Origin of the sequence: Billgrantia campisalis (genome assembly GCF_022341425.1) — a bacterium.
Taxonomy (GTDB): domain Bacteria; phylum Pseudomonadota; class Gammaproteobacteria; order Pseudomonadales; family Halomonadaceae; genus Halomonas; species Halomonas campisalis.
The window spans coordinates 26,404-40,716 of sequence record NZ_JABFUC010000004.1; the positions used below are offsets into that span (position 1 = coordinate 26,404).

The 14,313-nt window shown below is 68.3% G+C and carries 17 protein-coding genes and 1 pseudogene; 11 read left to right on the plus strand and 7 right to left on the minus strand.

What is annotated here, in order from left to right; all coding sequences use genetic code 11:
• Position 1: 1 nt before the first annotated feature.
• The 3 genes from HOP52_RS05695 to HOP52_RS05705 all read right to left on the minus strand — a co-directional run bounded on the left by HOP52_RS05695 (position 2) and on the right by HOP52_RS05705 (position 3,490).
• A complete protein-coding gene (locus HOP52_RS05695) occupies positions 2-328 on the minus strand; it encodes a YbaB/EbfC family nucleoid-associated protein (RefSeq protein WP_238976412.1) in 327 nt (108 codons plus the stop codon).
• A 39-nt stretch (positions 329-367) separates the two neighbouring features.
• Positions 368-2,374, minus strand: coding sequence for a DNA polymerase III subunit gamma/tau (dnaX, locus tag HOP52_RS05700; RefSeq protein ID WP_238976413.1), 2,007 nt, complete (start codon positions 2,372-2,374; stop codon positions 368-370).
• Positions 2,375-2,566: 192 nt separating this feature from the next.
• The gene (locus HOP52_RS05705) at positions 2,567-3,490 is read right to left on the minus strand and encodes a LysR family transcriptional regulator (protein ID WP_238976414.1); all 924 of its coding nucleotides are present in this window, start codon (positions 3,488-3,490) and stop codon (positions 2,567-2,569) included.
• 111 nt (positions 3,491-3,601) lie between these two features.
• Between HOP52_RS05705 and HOP52_RS05710 the strand changes: the two genes are divergently transcribed.
• The 5 genes from HOP52_RS05710 to HOP52_RS05730 are packed head-to-tail and all read left to right on the plus strand — an operon-like array spanning position 3,602 to position 8,783.
• Positions 3,602-4,972, plus strand: coding sequence for an aminotransferase family protein (locus HOP52_RS05710; protein ID WP_238976415.1), 1,371 nt, complete (start codon positions 3,602-3,604; stop codon positions 4,970-4,972).
• Positions 4,969-5,670, plus strand: coding sequence for a CoA transferase subunit A (locus HOP52_RS05715; protein WP_238976416.1), 702 nt, complete (start codon positions 4,969-4,971; stop codon positions 5,668-5,670). Before HOP52_RS05710 ends, HOP52_RS05715 begins: the two co-directional genes overlap by 4 nt.
• Complete coding sequence (locus HOP52_RS05720) at positions 5,660-6,313, plus strand: 3-oxoacid CoA-transferase subunit B (protein WP_238976417.1); 654 nt, start codon at positions 5,660-5,662, stop codon at positions 6,311-6,313. Before HOP52_RS05715 ends, HOP52_RS05720 begins: the two co-directional genes overlap by 11 nt.
• Positions 6,313-7,596, plus strand: a complete 1,284-nt coding sequence (locus HOP52_RS05725) for an ArgE/DapE family deacylase (RefSeq protein ID WP_238976418.1) — start codon at positions 6,313-6,315, stop codon at positions 7,594-7,596. The genes HOP52_RS05720 and HOP52_RS05725 overlap by 1 nt, the downstream gene beginning before the upstream one ends.
• Positions 7,593-8,783 (plus strand): acetyl-CoA C-acyltransferase, encoded by a 1,191-nt coding sequence (locus HOP52_RS05730; RefSeq protein ID WP_238976419.1) that lies wholly within the window; start codon positions 7,593-7,595, stop codon positions 8,781-8,783. Before HOP52_RS05725 ends, HOP52_RS05730 begins: the two co-directional genes overlap by 4 nt.
• A gap of 118 nt (positions 8,784-8,901) precedes the next feature.
• Here HOP52_RS05730 and HOP52_RS05735 read toward each other — a convergent pair.
• Positions 8,902-9,573 (minus strand): annotated as a pseudogene (locus tag HOP52_RS05735) (RNA-guided endonuclease InsQ/TnpB family protein); the annotation flags it as partial.
• Positions 9,574-9,616: 43 nt separating this feature from the next.
• Between HOP52_RS05735 and HOP52_RS05740 the strand changes: the two are divergent.
• Entirely contained in the window at positions 9,617-9,784 is a 168-nt protein-coding gene (locus tag HOP52_RS05740; protein WP_238976420.1) for a transporter substrate-binding domain-containing protein, read from the plus strand.
• A 78-nt stretch (positions 9,785-9,862) separates the two neighbouring features.
• Here the strand turns inward: HOP52_RS05740 and HOP52_RS05745 are convergent, their stop codons facing one another.
• Positions 9,863-10,168 (minus strand): hypothetical protein, encoded by a 306-nt coding sequence (locus HOP52_RS05745; RefSeq protein WP_238976421.1) that lies wholly within the window; start codon positions 10,166-10,168, stop codon positions 9,863-9,865.
• Positions 10,169-10,390: 222 nt separating this feature from the next.
• Here HOP52_RS05745 and HOP52_RS05750 point away from each other — a divergent pair, with 222 nt between their 5' ends.
• The 5 genes from HOP52_RS05750 to HOP52_RS05770 are packed head-to-tail and all read left to right on the plus strand — an operon-like array spanning position 10,391 to position 13,118.
• Positions 10,391-10,789 (plus strand): P-II family nitrogen regulator, encoded by a 399-nt coding sequence (locus HOP52_RS05750; RefSeq protein ID WP_238976422.1) that lies wholly within the window; start codon positions 10,391-10,393, stop codon positions 10,787-10,789.
• A 19-nt stretch (positions 10,790-10,808) separates the two neighbouring features.
• A complete protein-coding gene (locus HOP52_RS05755) occupies positions 10,809-11,564 on the plus strand; it encodes a DUF1538 domain-containing protein (protein WP_238976423.1) in 756 nt (251 codons plus the stop codon).
• Positions 11,561-12,334 (plus strand): DUF1538 domain-containing protein, encoded by a 774-nt coding sequence (locus HOP52_RS05760; RefSeq protein ID WP_238976424.1) that lies wholly within the window; start codon positions 11,561-11,563, stop codon positions 12,332-12,334. The genes HOP52_RS05755 and HOP52_RS05760 overlap by 4 nt, the downstream gene beginning before the upstream one ends.
• A 23-nt stretch (positions 12,335-12,357) precedes the next feature.
• Positions 12,358-12,708 carry a P-II family nitrogen regulator gene (locus HOP52_RS05765; RefSeq protein ID WP_238976425.1) on the plus strand — a complete coding sequence of 117 codons (351 nt, stop codon included), beginning with the start codon at positions 12,358-12,360 and terminating at the stop codon, positions 12,706-12,708.
• A gap of 11 nt (positions 12,709-12,719) precedes the next feature.
• Positions 12,720-13,118: a CBS domain-containing protein gene (locus tag HOP52_RS05770; protein WP_238976426.1), complete on the plus strand. Its 399-nt coding sequence runs from the start codon at positions 12,720-12,722 to the stop codon at positions 13,116-13,118.
• A 42-nt stretch (positions 13,119-13,160) separates the two neighbouring features.
• Here the strand turns inward: HOP52_RS05770 and HOP52_RS05775 are convergent, their stop codons facing one another.
• Positions 13,161-13,805, minus strand: a complete 645-nt coding sequence (locus HOP52_RS05775) for a NapC/NirT family cytochrome c (RefSeq protein WP_238976427.1) — start codon at positions 13,803-13,805, stop codon at positions 13,161-13,163.
• Positions 13,802-14,290 (minus strand): nitrate reductase cytochrome c-type subunit, encoded by a 489-nt coding sequence (locus HOP52_RS05780; RefSeq protein ID WP_238976428.1) that lies wholly within the window; start codon positions 14,288-14,290, stop codon positions 13,802-13,804. Before HOP52_RS05780 ends, HOP52_RS05775 begins: the two co-directional genes overlap by 4 nt.
• Between the last annotated feature and the right edge of the window lie 23 nt (positions 14,291-14,313).

The following is a 14,313-nucleotide window of genomic DNA, read 5'->3' on the forward strand; positions in this document are numbered from 1 at the left end:
GTCAAAATGGCATCTTGAAACCCGGCGGCAGATTCAACCCCGCCGTTGCTTCTTCCATCTTCTCACGGGAGTTGGCCTCGACCTTGCGCACGGCGTCGTTGACCGCAGCGGCCAGCAGGTCCTCGAGCAGCTCCTTGTCTTCTTCCATGACGCTGGGGTCGATGTCGACCTTGCTGACGTCATGGCGACCATTCATGGTGACCTTGACCATGCCGGCGCCGGCTTCACCGGTCACCTCGGCCTTGGCCACCTCTTCCTGGGCGCGCTGCATCTTTTCCTGCATTTCCTGGGCCTGCTTCATCAGGTTGCCCATTCCACCTTTCATCATGGGGATATCCTCTCGATTGGCGAGTCGTCGCTGTGGCCATCAGGCCGGCGGCGCGGCGTCCGCTGGCTTGACAGTGGATGTGATCAGGCGTGCCCCAAAGGCTTCCTGAAGCTGGCGTACATGGGGGTCGCGCTCCAGGGCGTCAACCGCCACGGCGTGGCGTTCGGCGGCGATCCGCTCGGCGCGCTGCCGGGGCGTCTCCACCTCGGCGGGCAGCGGCCCCACCTCGATCTGCAGCTGGCGGGACACTTCGATGGAGGCCAGGGCCTCGCGGATGCGCCGCACGTGTACCTCGGCGTTCATGGCCGCCTGGGAGGGGTCCAGACGCAGCGTCAGCCGGCTGCCGTCATCGGCTTCGACCACGCAGTGGGCTGCCAGGTTGCGAGTCAGCCCGCCCAGGCCCAGCGCATCGAAGCGCGCCAGCCAGTCGGCGTGGGTAAAGCGTCCCGGCACAGCCTCGCTCGCCTCTGGCGTCGACGTGGCCGGTTCCGGGGCGGACGAGGCCGGCGCCGGGGCGGGCTGCGACGCCTCGAAGGCGGGCTCCACCGAGGCGGCTGGCTCGGGGGCGGCACTTGGGGCCGAGGCGCTTGCCGGGGATTCGCCCCGGGCAGGCAGAGACTCGGCCTGCTCCGACGCCATGACCGGCGCCGTGGCTGCCTGAGGCACGGGCGAAGATTCCGGGGGAGCGGACTCATCCTGCGGCAGCGCCTCCCAGGGCGGCGGCGCGTCAAGCTCCGCCTCACTCGGGCCCGGCGAGGCCGGAGCGGCGCTGGCCGGAGCGGCGCTGGTCGGGGCGGCGCTGGCCGCGGGCGATGGCGCCGCGGCAGAGGGCGACACCGGCTGGCCGGGTGCCGCGGCGGTTTCCTCGGGGGCGTCGGCACCGCCCTGGCCATCGGGCGCCCGGCCGCGCAGCGGCAGCGGGGTCCTCGCCGGCTGCGGCACACCCTGGGGGCGAAACGCCAGCATGCGCAGCAGGGTCATCTCCAGCGCCGTGCGCAGATCCGGGGCATTGGCCATGTCGCCGCGCCCCTGGATGCCGATCTGGTAGTAGAGCTGTACGTCCTCGGGGGTGAAGCGCGAGGCGAGCTCTAGCAGGGCGTCGCGGTCGCCGTGGCCGTTGTCCACCGCCTCGGGGACCATCTGGGCCACCGCCAGGCGGTGCAGCACGCCGGTGATATCGTCGAGCACCGCGGCGAAGTCGGGCCCCTGCTCGGCGAGCTGGGCGACCTCGGCCAGCACCCGGGGCGCATCCACCTCGGCCAGTGCCTCGGTGAGCGCCAGCACATGGCGATGGTCCAGGGTGCCGAGCATGGCCGCCACGTCGGCATGGCGCACCTGCCCCTGACCGAAGGCGATGGCCTGATCGGTGAGGCTCATGGCGTCGCGCATGGAGCCGTCGGCGGCCTTGCCGAGCAGCCACAGGGCGCTCTCCTCGCAGCCCACCCGCTCGGCCTCGAGCACCCGGGCCAGATGGTCGACGATGCGCTCGGGCGGCATGTTCTTGAGGGTGAACTGCAGGCAGCGCGACAGCACCGTGGCCGGCAGCTTCTGCGGGTCGGTGGTGGCCAGCAGGAACTTCACGTGGGGCGGCGGCTCTTCCAGGGTCTTAAGCAGCGCGTTGAAGCTGCTGGTGGAGAGCATGTGCACCTCGTCGATGAGATACACCTTGTAGCGCCCCTGGGTCGGCGCGTACTGGACATTGTCGAGCAGCTCGCGGGTGTCCTCGACCTTGGTGCGCGAGGCGGCGTCGACTTCGATCAGGTCGACGAAGCGCCCCTCGTCGATGGCCCGGCAGCTGGCGCACTCGCCGCAGGGGGTCGAGGTCACCGCCTCGTCGCCGTCTCCCTTGGCGGTACAGTTCAGGCACTTGGCGAGGATCCGCGCCAGGGTGGTCTTGCCCACGCCGCGGGTGCCGGTGAACAGGTAGGCGTGATGCAGCCGCCCCTGGTCCAGGGCATTGACCAGCGCGCGCTGGACATGCTCCTGGCCCACCAGCTCATGGAAAGTGCGCGGCCGCCACTTGCGGGCCAGTACCTGATAGCTCATGCAGCGCGAAATCCTTGCAACGAATAAGAACAGCCTGGGCACTCGGGCGAGCCGAACGCGCCGGTCGACGGCAATCCCCCATTCTAGCGACTGGGGGAAGCCGCGGAAAGCGCGCCGGGGTCACTGGCCCGTGCAATCGTCAAGCACCGCCTGGCGCCACGGGCGGCAGACCCAACTGCCGGCCACTCGAGATCACGGCTGCCCGGCCGGCGTATAGTCGGCCAGCAGCGCTCTGCCCCGCCCGCGAATGAAGTCCAGGGCCCGCGCCCGCTTCCAGTCGTCGCGATAGACCAGGCCGAAGCTGAAGGTCATGGAGGGCGTGAAGGGGCGGATCACCACCCCGTCGTGGGGCGAAAGCTGATCCCGGGCGGTGACCGGGTTCATCACCGTGATCCCCACCCGGTTGGCCACCAGCGCGGCGATGGTACCGATATTGGCCTCGGTCTTGCCGGCGATATGGATACCGTGACGGGCGATCAGCTCGAGCAAGGGGTTGGTGCCGAGGCTCGGCTGGTTGCTGATCACCAGGTGCTGGTCACGCAGGTCCTGGACCTCGATCCGCTCGCGTTCGGCCAGGGCATGCCCCGCTGGCAGCAGGCAGACCGCCTGAGTGGTCAGCCACGGCTCCACCCGCAGCAAGCGGGAGGTCACCGGCAGGGTAACGAAGCCGATATCGGCATGGCTCGACTCCACGGCGAGCTGCACCTCATGGCTGGACATCATGTCCAGGCTGATGCTGAAGCGTTGACTCTCCTCCAGCAGCGCGGCCACCAGGCGCGGCACGAAGCCGAACGAGAGGCCGGGAATGGCGGCGATGCGCAGCCGCGAGGTGCCGAACTCCTTGAGCGCCAGCACGCTGTGGCGCAGCTCCTCGATATTGCCCATCAGCCGAAGGATCTCGTCGTACAGCTCGCGGGCCTCCGGCGTGGCGACCAGGCGGTTCTTCTCCCGCAGGAAGAGCTCAATCCCCAGGTTCCGCTCGAGCTGCGCCAGCGAACGACTGACCCCCGACTGGGTGATGCCCAGGGTGCGCGCCGCCTGGGAGGCGCTACCCGCCTCGAACAGCGACTTGAAGATCGCCAGCGCCTTGAGCGAGTGAATATTCACATCAGCCATGACTTTTACTCATCGAAATCAATAAAAACATCATATATTGAAATATGTTGATGTCGCTACCTAGACTGCAAGGAGTCTCCCAACACCCCATAACGACAAACGGAAGCCTCGATGACCGACTCCCCGCTGTTCTACCAGGCCGGCCCGGCCCTGCCGGAAGTCAGCCACGCCGATGGCGTCACCCTCTGGGACACCGCCGGCAAGGCCTACCTGGACGGCTGCTCCGGCGCCATCGCCTGCAACCTCGGCCACGGCCGGCTGGATATCCGCAGCGCCATGCTCGACCAGCTCGACCGGGTCGCCTTCACCTACCGGACCCAGTTCGAGAGTGCCCCGGCGCTGGCCCTGGGCCGCGCCCTGGTGGCGCTCACCGACCGCGCCCTACAGAAGGTGTTCTTCGTCTCCAGCGGCTCCGAGGCCGTGGAGTCGGCGCTGAAGCTGGCCCGCCAGTACTTCGTCGCCACCGGCGAGACTCAGCGGCAGCGCTTCGTTTCGCTGCGCCCCTCCTACCACGGCAGCACCCTGGGGGCGCTGGGCGTCACCGGCTACCGGCCCCTGGAGGCTCCCTTCGCCGAGCTCACCCGGGCTTCGCTCAAGGTCCCGGGACCGGACTTCTACCGCCATGCCGACCGCGATGACGGCGCCCATGTGGACCGGGTGCTGGCCGAGACCCGGGCGGCCATCGAGGCCGCCGGGCCCGAGTCGATCATCGCCTTCGTGCTGGAGCCGGTGGGCGGCGCCAGCACCGGCGCCCGGCTGCTGGGTGAGCGCTACCTGAAGGGCATCCGCGCGCTGTGCGACGAGTTCGGCTGCCTGCTGATCCTCGACGAGGTGCTCACCGGCGTGGGCCGCACCGGCGCCTGGTTCGCCTATCAGCACTACGGGGTGACCCCCGACCTGCTGGCCACCGCCAAGGGGCTGGGCGCCGGCTACTACCCGGTGGGGGCGCTGCTGGCCCGGGACGACATCGTCGACGAGGTGATGGCCAGCGGCGGCTTCCAGCACGGCCACACCTATGCCGGCAACCCCCTGGCCTGCGCCACCGGCCTGGCCGTGATCGAGGCGATCCGCCGCGAGCGACTGCTGGAGAATACCCGGGCGCGGGGCGAGCAGCTCGGCGCCGGCCTGCGGGCGCTGGCCGAGCGCTATGCCTGGGTCGGCCAGGTGCGCGGTCTGGGCCTGCTGTGGGGCGTGGAGCTGGTGGCCGACCCCGCGACCCGCGAGGCCTTCCCGGCCGAGCAGAACCGCTTCGCCCAGCTCACCGCCCTGGCCAGGGAGGAGGGGTTGTTGATCTATCCCCGCCGGACCCTGGACGGCGTGGCCGGCGACCACGTCCTGGTCACCCCGCCGCTGACCATTCGCACCGACGAGGTGGAGACCCTGCTCGAGCGGCTGGGTCGTGCCATGGCGCGCTTCGACCGGGCACTGGCCGACGAGGCCACCGTCGTCTCGCCCCAACCGATGGAGGCTCGCCCGTCATGACGCTGCTCAATCGAAAGGTCTGCGACCTCGAGACGGCGGTGGCCGCCATCCCGGAGGGCGCCACCATCATGGTCGGCGGCTTCGGCTCGCCGGGCACCCCCTTCGCGCTGCTCGACGCCCTGCTCGAATCGGGCCAGGGCGGACTCACCCTGATCAAGAACGATGCCAACGAACCCGGCATCGGCATCGGCCGGCTGATCGAGGCCGGGCGCGTCCGGCGGCTGATCACCTCCCACCTGGGGCTCAACCGCACCGCCATCGAGGCAATGAACGCGGGCAGTCTCGAGGTGAGCTTTCACCCCCAGGGGCTGCTCGCCGAGAAGATCCGCTGCGCCGGCGCCGGCCACGGCGGCTTTCTCACCGACATCGGCCAGGGCACCGAGATCGCCGAGGGGCGCCGTGAGATCGAGATCGACGGCCGCCCCTGGGGGATCGAACCCGCCCTGCACGCCGACGTCGCCCTGATCCACGCCGAGCGGGCCGACCGCTACGGCAACCTGATCTACCGCGCCACCGCCAGCAACTTCAACCCGCTGATGGCGATGGCCGCCGACCAGGTGATCGCCCAGGCCTATCGCCTGGACGCACCGGGCGAACTGCCCATCGACAGCGTCCACACCCCCTGCGCCTTCGTCAGCCGGGTGGTGCGGGTCGACCGAGCCACCAGTGAACAGGGAGTGCGCCCCCATGGCCTCTGACACTCAGCGCATCCTGGCCCGGGCCGCCCGGGAGGTGATCCCCGGCCAGATCGTCAACCTCGGCATCGGTCTGCCGACCCGCCTCTTCCACTACCTGCCCGAGGAGATGGAAGTGCTGGTGCACTCCGAGAACGGCGTGCTGGGCTGCCGCCCGCGCCGCGAGGGGGAAGCGCCGGACCACGACATGATCGACTCCGGCGGGGCCTATATCGCCACCCGCCCCGGCGCCAGCGTCTTCGATAGCGCCACCTCCTTCGCCATGATCCGGCGTAGCCGGGTCGACGTCACCTTCATGGGCGCCTTCGAGGTCGACGCCGCCGGCAACCTGGCCAACTGGAAGATCCCCGGCAAGTTCTCGCCGGGGATCGGCGGCGCCATGGAGCTGGCCCAGAAGGTCAAGCGGCTGGTGATTCTGTGCTCGCACAACGACAAGCACGGCAACCCCAAGATACTGGCGCGCTGTCGACTGCCGCTGACCGCGGCCGCCTGTGTGTCGCGCATCATCACCGACAAGGCGGTAATGGACGTCAGCCCCGCGGGGCTCGAGGCCGTGGAGATCGCCGAAGGGCTGAGCGTTGCCGAGCTGCGCGACGCCACCGGCGCGCGGCTTGCCATCGACGAATCGCGACTGGGGAGGTTCTGATGCTGGATGCCACCGAGAAACGCATCGTCGCTGCCTGCGAGGCGCTGATGGACGACACCCTGGCGCTGACCCGCGACCTGGTGCGCGGCTACAGCGTACTGGGCCGGGAGCACGGGGCCCTGGACACTATGGAGGCCTGGTTCGAGCGCCTCGGCCTGCCGGCCACCCGGGTGCCGCTGGACGCCCCGGGCTTTGCCGAGCACCCCCATCGCGTCCCCACCGAGTGGGACAGCGCCGGGCGCTACAACCTGGTCTCACGACTGAACCCCGGGGCCAACGGCCCGCACCTGGTGTTCAACGGCCACCTGGATGTGGTGCCCGCCGAGCCCACCGACATGTGGACCCGCCCGCCCTGGGAGCCCTGGGAGCAGGACGGCTGGCTCTACGGCCGCGGTGCCGGCGACATGAAGGCCGGCATCGCCGCCATGGTCATGGCGGTGGCCGCCGTGCGCCAGGCCGGCGTGGCCATCGACTTCCCGCTGACCCTGCAGACGGTGATCGAGGAGGAGTGCACCGGCAACGGCGCCCTGGCCTGCCTGCACCAGGGCTACAGCGGCGATTTTGTGCTGATCCCCGAGCCCTTCGGCGCCCGTATCCTGAGCGGCCAGGTGGGGGTGCTGTGGTTTCGCATGCGCCTGGACGGCGTACCGGCCCACGTGCTCGACACCGCCGCCGGCAAGAACGCCATCGAGACCCTGCAGCAGTACCTGCCGGCGCTCAAGGCGCTGGAGGCGGAGATCAACGCCCTGCCCCGCCCGGCGCTTTATGACGACCACCCGCATCCCTTCAACCTCAGCATCGGCCGGGTGGAGGGGGGCAACTGGGCCTCCAGCGTGCCGGCCCACGCCATCCTCGAGGGGCGCGTCGGCTTCCCGCCCGGCATGACGCCCGACGACGCCATGCAGCGAGTGCGCGAAACCCTCGCCGCGCGTCATGCCGAGCTCGACGACGCCACGCCCCCACCCCGGATCAGCTTCCACGGCTTCCGCTCCGAGGGGCACCTGGTCGACCTGGACACCCCCGGCATCCGGCTGCTCTCAGCATGCCACGAGGCGCTGCTCGGCGAACCGCCGGCCCACTACCTCGCCACCTGCACCACCGACCTGCGCGCCTTCCACGTTGCGGGCGAGATCAACGGCACCTGCTACGGCCCGGTGGCCGAGCGCATCCACGGCGTGGACGAGTGCGTGGAGATCGACTCCATCCGCCACGTGCTGACCACCTATGCGCTGTTCCTCCACCGCTGGGCGCGCCTGGCCGAATCCCGGGAGACCAACCAATGAAAGATGTCTACCTCGCCGACTACGCCCGCAGCGCCTTCACCCGCGCCCACCCCCGCAAGCCGGAGGTGGACGCCTGGGCCGACACCCGCGGCGACGCCCTGCTGGCCAAGGTGATCGACGCCCTGCTCGCGCGGGGCGACCTCGACGGCGCCGCCGTAGAAGACCTCAGCGTGGGCTGCGCCCTGCCGGTCAAGGAGCAGTGGAGCTTCGGGGGGCGCTATCCGCTGTGGCTAGCCGAGCGCCTGGGGGAGCGGAGCCGCGGCTGCGCCAGCCGCCAGGTCGACCAGCAGTGCGGCTCGGGGCTGGCTGCCCTGCGCGCCACCGCCCGGGAGATCCAGGCCGGCGCCATCGAGGTGGGCATCGCCGGCGGCTTCGAGAACATGAGCCGAGTCCCCATGGGGCCGGCGCTGTTCAAGGAGGGTGTGCTGACCAGCCCGGCCGTGCTGCGCGACGCCGCCTGGCTGGAGCTCGGCGTAGCGCTGAACATGGGCCTTACCGCCGAGCGCCTGGCCGAGCCCGCGGGCATCGGGCGCGAGGCCATGGACGCCTTCGCCCTGACCTCGCACCGGCGGGCCGCCGCTGCCGAGGCCGAGGGCCGCTTCGCCGGCGAGCGTCTGACCCTGGCCAACGCCGCCGGCGAGGGCGTCGCCCGGGACGCCAACCTTCGTGCCGATACCAGCGCCGAGCGCCTCGCCGGCCTCGACCCGGTCTTCCAGGAAGGCGGCCGGGTGACCGCCGGCAACAGCTCGCCGCTAACCTCCGGGGCCGCCGCCGCCCTGCTGATGTCCGAGGCGGCCCTGGCGCGCCATGGCGCCACACCGCTGGCCCGGGTGGTGGGCATCGCCGACTGCGGGGTCGCCCCGGAGCGGATGGGCGCCGGGGCGGCCGCCGCCATCCGCCGCGTGCTGGACCAGACCGGCCTCGCCGTCGCCGAGATCGACGCCTGGGAGGTCAACGAGGCCTTCGCCGCGGTGCCGCTCCACGCCATGGGCGAGCTGGCGCTGGACCCCGCGCGGGTCAACGTCTGGGGCGGCGCCCTGGCGCTCGGCCACCCGCTGGGCGCCACCGGCATCCGGCTGGCCGGCACCCTGGCACGGATTCTCCCGTCCCGACGAGGGCGCTACGGCTGCGCGGCCGCCTGCATCGGCGGCGGCCAGGGCATCGCGATGATCCTTGAGCGCTGCTGACGGCGCCCCGCTCTTACGACACCCACAAGGACCCCAACATTGACTGCCCCCCTCCCTGAAGGAAGGGGATTCCCAATTCACCGAGAACCGGACACGGAGATGGACTCCATGCCACTTAGAGGGACTCGACGCAGATCACTTGGTTCTCGTTGACGATCTGGCGGGACAGCTTGTGCAAGCGGTCCATCCGGCAATCGGACATCTTGGCGTGAAGTCGGGCCACTTTCTGCCGAGCCTTGGCGCGATTCTTCGATCCGCGCTGCTTCTTGCTCAGCCGCCGCTGCGCCTTGGCGAGCTTGGCCGCGTACTTTGCCGTATGGCGGGGATTGCCGGTTCGATGCCCGTCGCTGGTGACGAACAGATCTTTCAGGCCGAGATCAATGCCCACCATCTTCGGGATGACAGGCAGCGCCTCGGGGTCGAACTCGCAGAGGCAGCTGACGAAATAGCGCCCTGACGAGTCCTTGGAAGCGGTCACGGTGGTCGGCTCGCTGGGCAGCTCTCGGCTCCAGCGGATCGCCAGCGGCGCCTTGCACTTGGCCAGGAACAGCTGGCCGTCGCAGTACTTGAACGCCGAGCGCGTGAACTCAGCCGACTGGCGGTGCCGCTTGCTCTTGAATCTCGGGTAGCGGGCACGGCCCTCGAAGAAGTGCTTGAACGCCGTTTGCTGGTGGCGCAGGCACTGCTGAAGCGGGACCGAACTAACCTCATTGAGAAAAGCGGTGTCGGCGGCCTTTTTCATCCGCGACAGCTCAGCGTTTGCCGCCACATAGCCGAACTTTTTTCGGCGCTCATAGATCGGCGAGAACGCCATTCTCAACGCCAACCTGGCCGTGCAGCCACTGGGCGACCCCATCTACGTGGACGATATCGGCATCGCCGTGAACAAGGGCAACGGGGAGATGCTCGACCGGCTCAACGAGGCACTCGCCACCATTCAGGAGAACGGCACCTACGCCGAGATCAGTGAGCAATACTTTGGCCGCGATATCTCGCAGTAGGCCAAGGGGGGACTGACGCACAGTGGGGAGGCCAGTGGCCTCCCCACTGTCGTTTTCCGGCTTGCGCCGAAGCGCCTCTCAGGCGCAGTCGGCGGCGCCTTCACCGAACATGTCGAAGAGTAGCTCGCGCCCCAGCTTGGTAAGCACGAAGCGGTCGTACTCGTTGTAGGCCGCCGCTTCGCTGTGTTCGAGGACTTCCTGGCAGGTGCGCCAATCGTCCGACGCCTGGCTCAGCTGCCGCAGGGCGCTGCGGTCGAGGCCGCGATGGGGGATCGTCACCGTTTCCAGCACATGGCCGTGGTGGTAGAGCAGCACCGCCACGCTAGAGAGACACTGGCGAAGACTGCGCTGGATACCGGCCGTGGTGGATGTATCGATGGTCATGTTCGCCTCTTCCTCTCGCAAGCATTTGCTGCAGCGCATTATACCACCAAGGTCTATATGCGACAAAGGTCGACGGCCGCGGCGCGGTGTCGCAAGCCGCGCCAGCCGCCTGGGCACCTCATGTCAAACAATTGGCAGCGCACCTTGACGCTTGTCATTGACGAAAAGCCTCCTTCGTCACAGGGTCATAAGTAATGCCAGGAAAAAACTTACGGGGGATGTATGACAACAGCGAAACAGGGCAACCAGCCGAGCGCTGACGCCAGCTCGGCGATGGCGTTCAAGCTGATCATCCTGATGGTCGACGAGGGCAAGACCGATCAGGCCATGGACGCCTCGCGCCATGCGGGGGCGACGGGTGCCACCATCATCAGCAACGCTCGCGGCCAGGGCCTCGAGCAGCATTTCGGCCTGTTTGGGCTGGAAATTCTTAGCCCGCGCAACGTGCTGCTGATTCTGGTCGAAGCGCGCCGCTGTGACAGCGTCATGCAGGCCATCGTGGACAGCGTCGGGCTGGACGACAGCCTCGAGACGGGCATTGCCCTTGAACTCGATGTCAGTCGGGCCCTGGGACTCAAGGAACACATCAAGAAGCTTTCCGAGCAACGACCTCTCGACTGAAGCGAAGGGACATCGGCCCATGGACCTGCTGGCCGCACTGCTGCGGCAGGCTGGCGACAGCCTGCGCGACCTGGCACCGGTGGTGCTGGTCATCGCCTTCTTTCAACTGGTGGTGATTCGCCAACCGCTACCCGATAGCATGGCACTCTTCGACCTCGCCATCGGCCTGCTGCTGGTGGTACTGGGGCTGACGCTGTTCATTCAGGGACTGCAGCTCGGCCTGTTTCCCGTCGGCGAGAACCTGGCCCGCGAATTCGCCCGCAAGGGCAGCGTTGGCTGGCTGATGCTGTTCGCCTTTGCCCTGGGGTTCGGCACCACCGTGGCCGAACCGGCGCTGATTGCCATTGCCGGCAAGGCGGCCTCGATCATGGCCGACGCCGGCCAGATTGCCGACCTGGACGGCGCTCAAGCGCGGTTCGCCTGGGAGCTGCGCCTGGTGGTCGCGGCTTCGGTGGGCAGTGCCGTGATGCTGGGCGTGCTGAGAATCCTCAAGGGCTGGCCGCTGCACCTGATGATCATCGGCGGCTACCTCATCGTGCTGCTGCTGACCCTGCAGGCCCCGGACGCCATCGTCGGCATCGCCTATGACGCCGGCGGCGTGACCACCTCGACCATCACCGTCCCACTGGTGACCGCCCTGGGCGTGGGGCTCGCCACCGCCATTCAGGGCCGCAATCCCATGCTCGACGGCTTCGGCCTGATCGCCTTCGCCTCGGTGATGCCGATCATCTTCGTGCTGCTCTTCGGCATCATCAGCGGGGGGGTCGGCGGATGACCCTGCTCACGGTGCTTTTCAGCACCCTGCTCGACCTCCTGCCGATTGTCGCCATTATCTTCGGCTTTCAATACCTGGTGATCCGTCGCCCGATCAAGCAGCTCAAGCAGGTGCTGAGCGGCCTTGCCCTGGTGCTGGTGGGACTGGCGCTGTTTCTCGTGGGTCTGGAGACCGCCCTCTTCCCCATGGGCACGTTGATGGCCGAACAGCTGACCTCCGAGGACTTCCTGCCTACCCTCGCCCAGGGAGCAGAGCGACGCTGGCACGACTATTATTGGGTCTATCTGTTCGCCTTCACCATCGGCGCCAGCACCACCATTGCCGAGCCGGCACTGATCGCGGTGTCGCTCAAGGCCGGGGAAATCTCCGGGGGCACCATCGACCCGCTGATGCTGCGCATCGCCGTCGCCCTCGGCATGGCCTTCGGCATCACCCTGGGCACGCTGCGCATCGTGCTGGGGCTGCCCCTGCAGTGGTTCGTGCTGGCGGCCTACGTGCTGGTGATCATCCAGACGCTGCGCTCGCCGCGCAGCATCATTCCGCTGGCCTTCGACTCCGGGGGGGTCACCACCTCGACCATCACGGTACCCATCATCGCCGCCCTGGGCCTGGGGCTCGCCACCACCATCCCGGGTCGCGACCCGATCATGGACGGCTTCGGCATGATCGCCCTGGCCTGCCTGTTTCCGATCATCTCGGTGATGGGCTACGCCCAGATCGCCGAATGGCGGGAACGAAGTAGCTCGCGGCGAGAGTCACCCCCTTCCTGATACCGCCCGCAGAGGAGCCACCCATGCACTTCAAGCTGATACTGGCCCTGGTCGACGACGAAAAGACCGACCTGCTACTCGAGGCGGCGCGCCGGGCCGGCGCCACCGGCTCCACCGTCATCAACCACGCCCGCGGCGAGGGGCTCGAGAAGACCCATGGCATCTTCGGCATGGCGCTGAGCAGCCAGCGAGACGTCTTGCTGCTGCTGGTGGAGGAGCATCGCTGCCGGCGCATCCTGGAAACCATCGCCGAGGTGGGCGAGTTCGATGACTCGCCGGGCACCGGGATCGCCTTTCAACTCGACGTGGAGGATGCCCTGGGCGTGAAGCATCAGATGCTCAGCATTTCCCAAACCCTCAAGGACGAACTCTGAGGAGCGCCAGCATGTCGTCACCCCCCATCGTTCGCATCCGGGATGTGATGCATTCCGACTACAGCCTGGTGGACGGGCTCATCACCGTCGCCGACGCCCTTCAAGTCATGCAGAAACAGCAGAGCCGGGTGCTGATCGTGCGCAAGCGCGATGACGACGACGAGTACGGACTGGTGCTCCCGACCGATATCGCCAAGCAGGTCATGGCCCCCAACCGGGCGCCGGAGCGGGTCAATGTCTATGAAATCATGAGCAAGCCGGTCATCTCGGTGCCGCCCACCATGCAGCTTCGCTACTGTGCGCGGCTCTTCCAGCGCTTCGGGCTGTCGCTGGCCCCGGTGATCGATGCAAGCGGCAAGATCGTCGGCATCGTCAGCCACGACGAGCTGGTACTGAGCGGGCTCTATTGATATATCCGTCAACCTGTCGTGAGGCAGTGTTTCCCTAAGGGGTTAGCCATCGCGCTCCAGATGCGCGACCCAGGACTCGAAGCCCGGCAAGCCGGCGCTATGCGGCTCGAAGTCGGGCCCCATGTCGGGCAGTTCGTGGGCGATGCCCTTGTGGCAGTCGATACAGGTCGCCTCCCCCTCGGCCAGGGTGGTGGAGTGGGCGCGCGCCGCCCGCGGGCTCTGCTCGGTGAAGTCCATGTGCTCGAACTCGTGGCAGTTGCGGCACTCCAGGGAGTCGTTGGCGCGCAGTCGCGACCACTCCCGCTCGGCGAGTTCACGGCGTTTGGCCTCGAACTGCTCCTCGGTGCGAATGGTGCCGAAGATCCACCCCCACACCTCCTTGGAGGCCTCCATCTTGCGCGCCATCTTGTGGGTCCAGTCGTGGGGCACGTGGCAGTCCGCGCACTGGGCGCGCACCCCGGAGCGGTTGGTGTAGTGGATGGTACCCTGCATCTCGCGGTAGGGGTTACGCTCCATCTCGTGGCAAGCCACGCAGAACTGCTGGGTGTTGGTGGCCTCCACCGCGGTATTGAACCCGCCCCAGAAGAAGACCCCGGCAATGAAGCCGCCCAGGGTCAGAAAGCCCAAGCTGAAGTGCAGGCTGGGCGTGGTAAGGATCCGCCAATAGCGCTTGAAGAAGTCTTTCATGGCTCACCCCGCTCGCGTTCCAGCATCTCCCTGAGCACCTCATCCACCGTGAGGAAGGTGTTGCCGACAATTGGGCCGGCGTCGGTCTGGGGCACATGGCACTGGGTGCAGAAGTAGCGGTCCGGCGACACGGCCGCCAGCACCTGCTGGTGGCGGTCCCGGAAGTGGCTGATGCTGACCATCGGCGCCCCGGCCTCAACGGCGGCGCTACGGCTATGGCACTCCAGGCAGCGGTTGGTGCGCAGGTCCACCTGATAGTCGCGGATGCCGTGGGGTATCACCGGCGGCTGTTCGGGATAGTTGAGCACTTCGCGGCCGGCGTGGCGCGGCTGGCCGGCCAGGGGCGGCGCCGGCAGCTCCTGGCTGAGAGTGCCGCCCGGGCGCAGGCCATCCGGGGCCGGGGCGTCGCGCCGCTCCTCGGCCATCATCGCCGGGCCGGCGGCGAGCAGGGCAAGCGAAAGCGCCGGAATCGTAAGCCATTTCATCGTCGTTCTCCTTGCGTCTCGGC

Bases quoted from the DNA above. Each gene is read 5' to 3' on its own strand.
- HOP52_RS05695 (WP_238976412.1), bottom strand. From the start codon at position 328: ATGATGAAAGGTGGAATGGGCAACCTGATGAAGCAGGCCCAGGAAATG.
- dnaX (WP_238976413.1), bottom strand. From the start codon at position 2,374: ATGAGCTATCAGGTACTGGCCCGCAAGTGGCGGCCGCGCACTTTCCAT.
- HOP52_RS05705 (WP_238976414.1), bottom strand. From the start codon at position 3,490: ATGGCTGATGTGAATATTCACTCGCTCAAGGCGCTGGCGATCTTCAAG.
- HOP52_RS05710 (WP_238976415.1), top strand. From the start codon at position 3,602: ATGACCGACTCCCCGCTGTTCTACCAGGCCGGCCCGGCCCTGCCGGAA.
- HOP52_RS05715 (WP_238976416.1), top strand. From the start codon at position 4,969: ATGACGCTGCTCAATCGAAAGGTCTGCGACCTCGAGACGGCGGTGGCC.
- HOP52_RS05720 (WP_238976417.1), top strand. From the start codon at position 5,660: ATGGCCTCTGACACTCAGCGCATCCTGGCCCGGGCCGCCCGGGAGGTG.
- HOP52_RS05725 (WP_238976418.1), top strand. From the start codon at position 6,313: ATGCTGGATGCCACCGAGAAACGCATCGTCGCTGCCTGCGAGGCGCTG.
- HOP52_RS05730 (WP_238976419.1), top strand. From the start codon at position 7,593: ATGAAAGATGTCTACCTCGCCGACTACGCCCGCAGCGCCTTCACCCGC.
- HOP52_RS05745 (WP_238976421.1), bottom strand. From the start codon at position 10,168: ATGACCATCGATACATCCACCACGGCCGGTATCCAGCGCAGTCTTCGC.
- HOP52_RS05750 (WP_238976422.1), top strand. From the start codon at position 10,391: ATGACAACAGCGAAACAGGGCAACCAGCCGAGCGCTGACGCCAGCTCG.
- HOP52_RS05755 (WP_238976423.1), top strand. From the start codon at position 10,809: ATGGACCTGCTGGCCGCACTGCTGCGGCAGGCTGGCGACAGCCTGCGC.
- HOP52_RS05760 (WP_238976424.1), top strand. From the start codon at position 11,561: ATGACCCTGCTCACGGTGCTTTTCAGCACCCTGCTCGACCTCCTGCCG.
- HOP52_RS05765 (WP_238976425.1), top strand. From the start codon at position 12,358: ATGCACTTCAAGCTGATACTGGCCCTGGTCGACGACGAAAAGACCGAC.
- HOP52_RS05770 (WP_238976426.1), top strand. From the start codon at position 12,720: ATGTCGTCACCCCCCATCGTTCGCATCCGGGATGTGATGCATTCCGAC.
- HOP52_RS05775 (WP_238976427.1), bottom strand. From the start codon at position 13,805: ATGAAAGACTTCTTCAAGCGCTATTGGCGGATCCTTACCACGCCCAGC.
- HOP52_RS05780 (WP_238976428.1), bottom strand. From the start codon at position 14,290: ATGAAATGGCTTACGATTCCGGCGCTTTCGCTTGCCCTGCTCGCCGCC.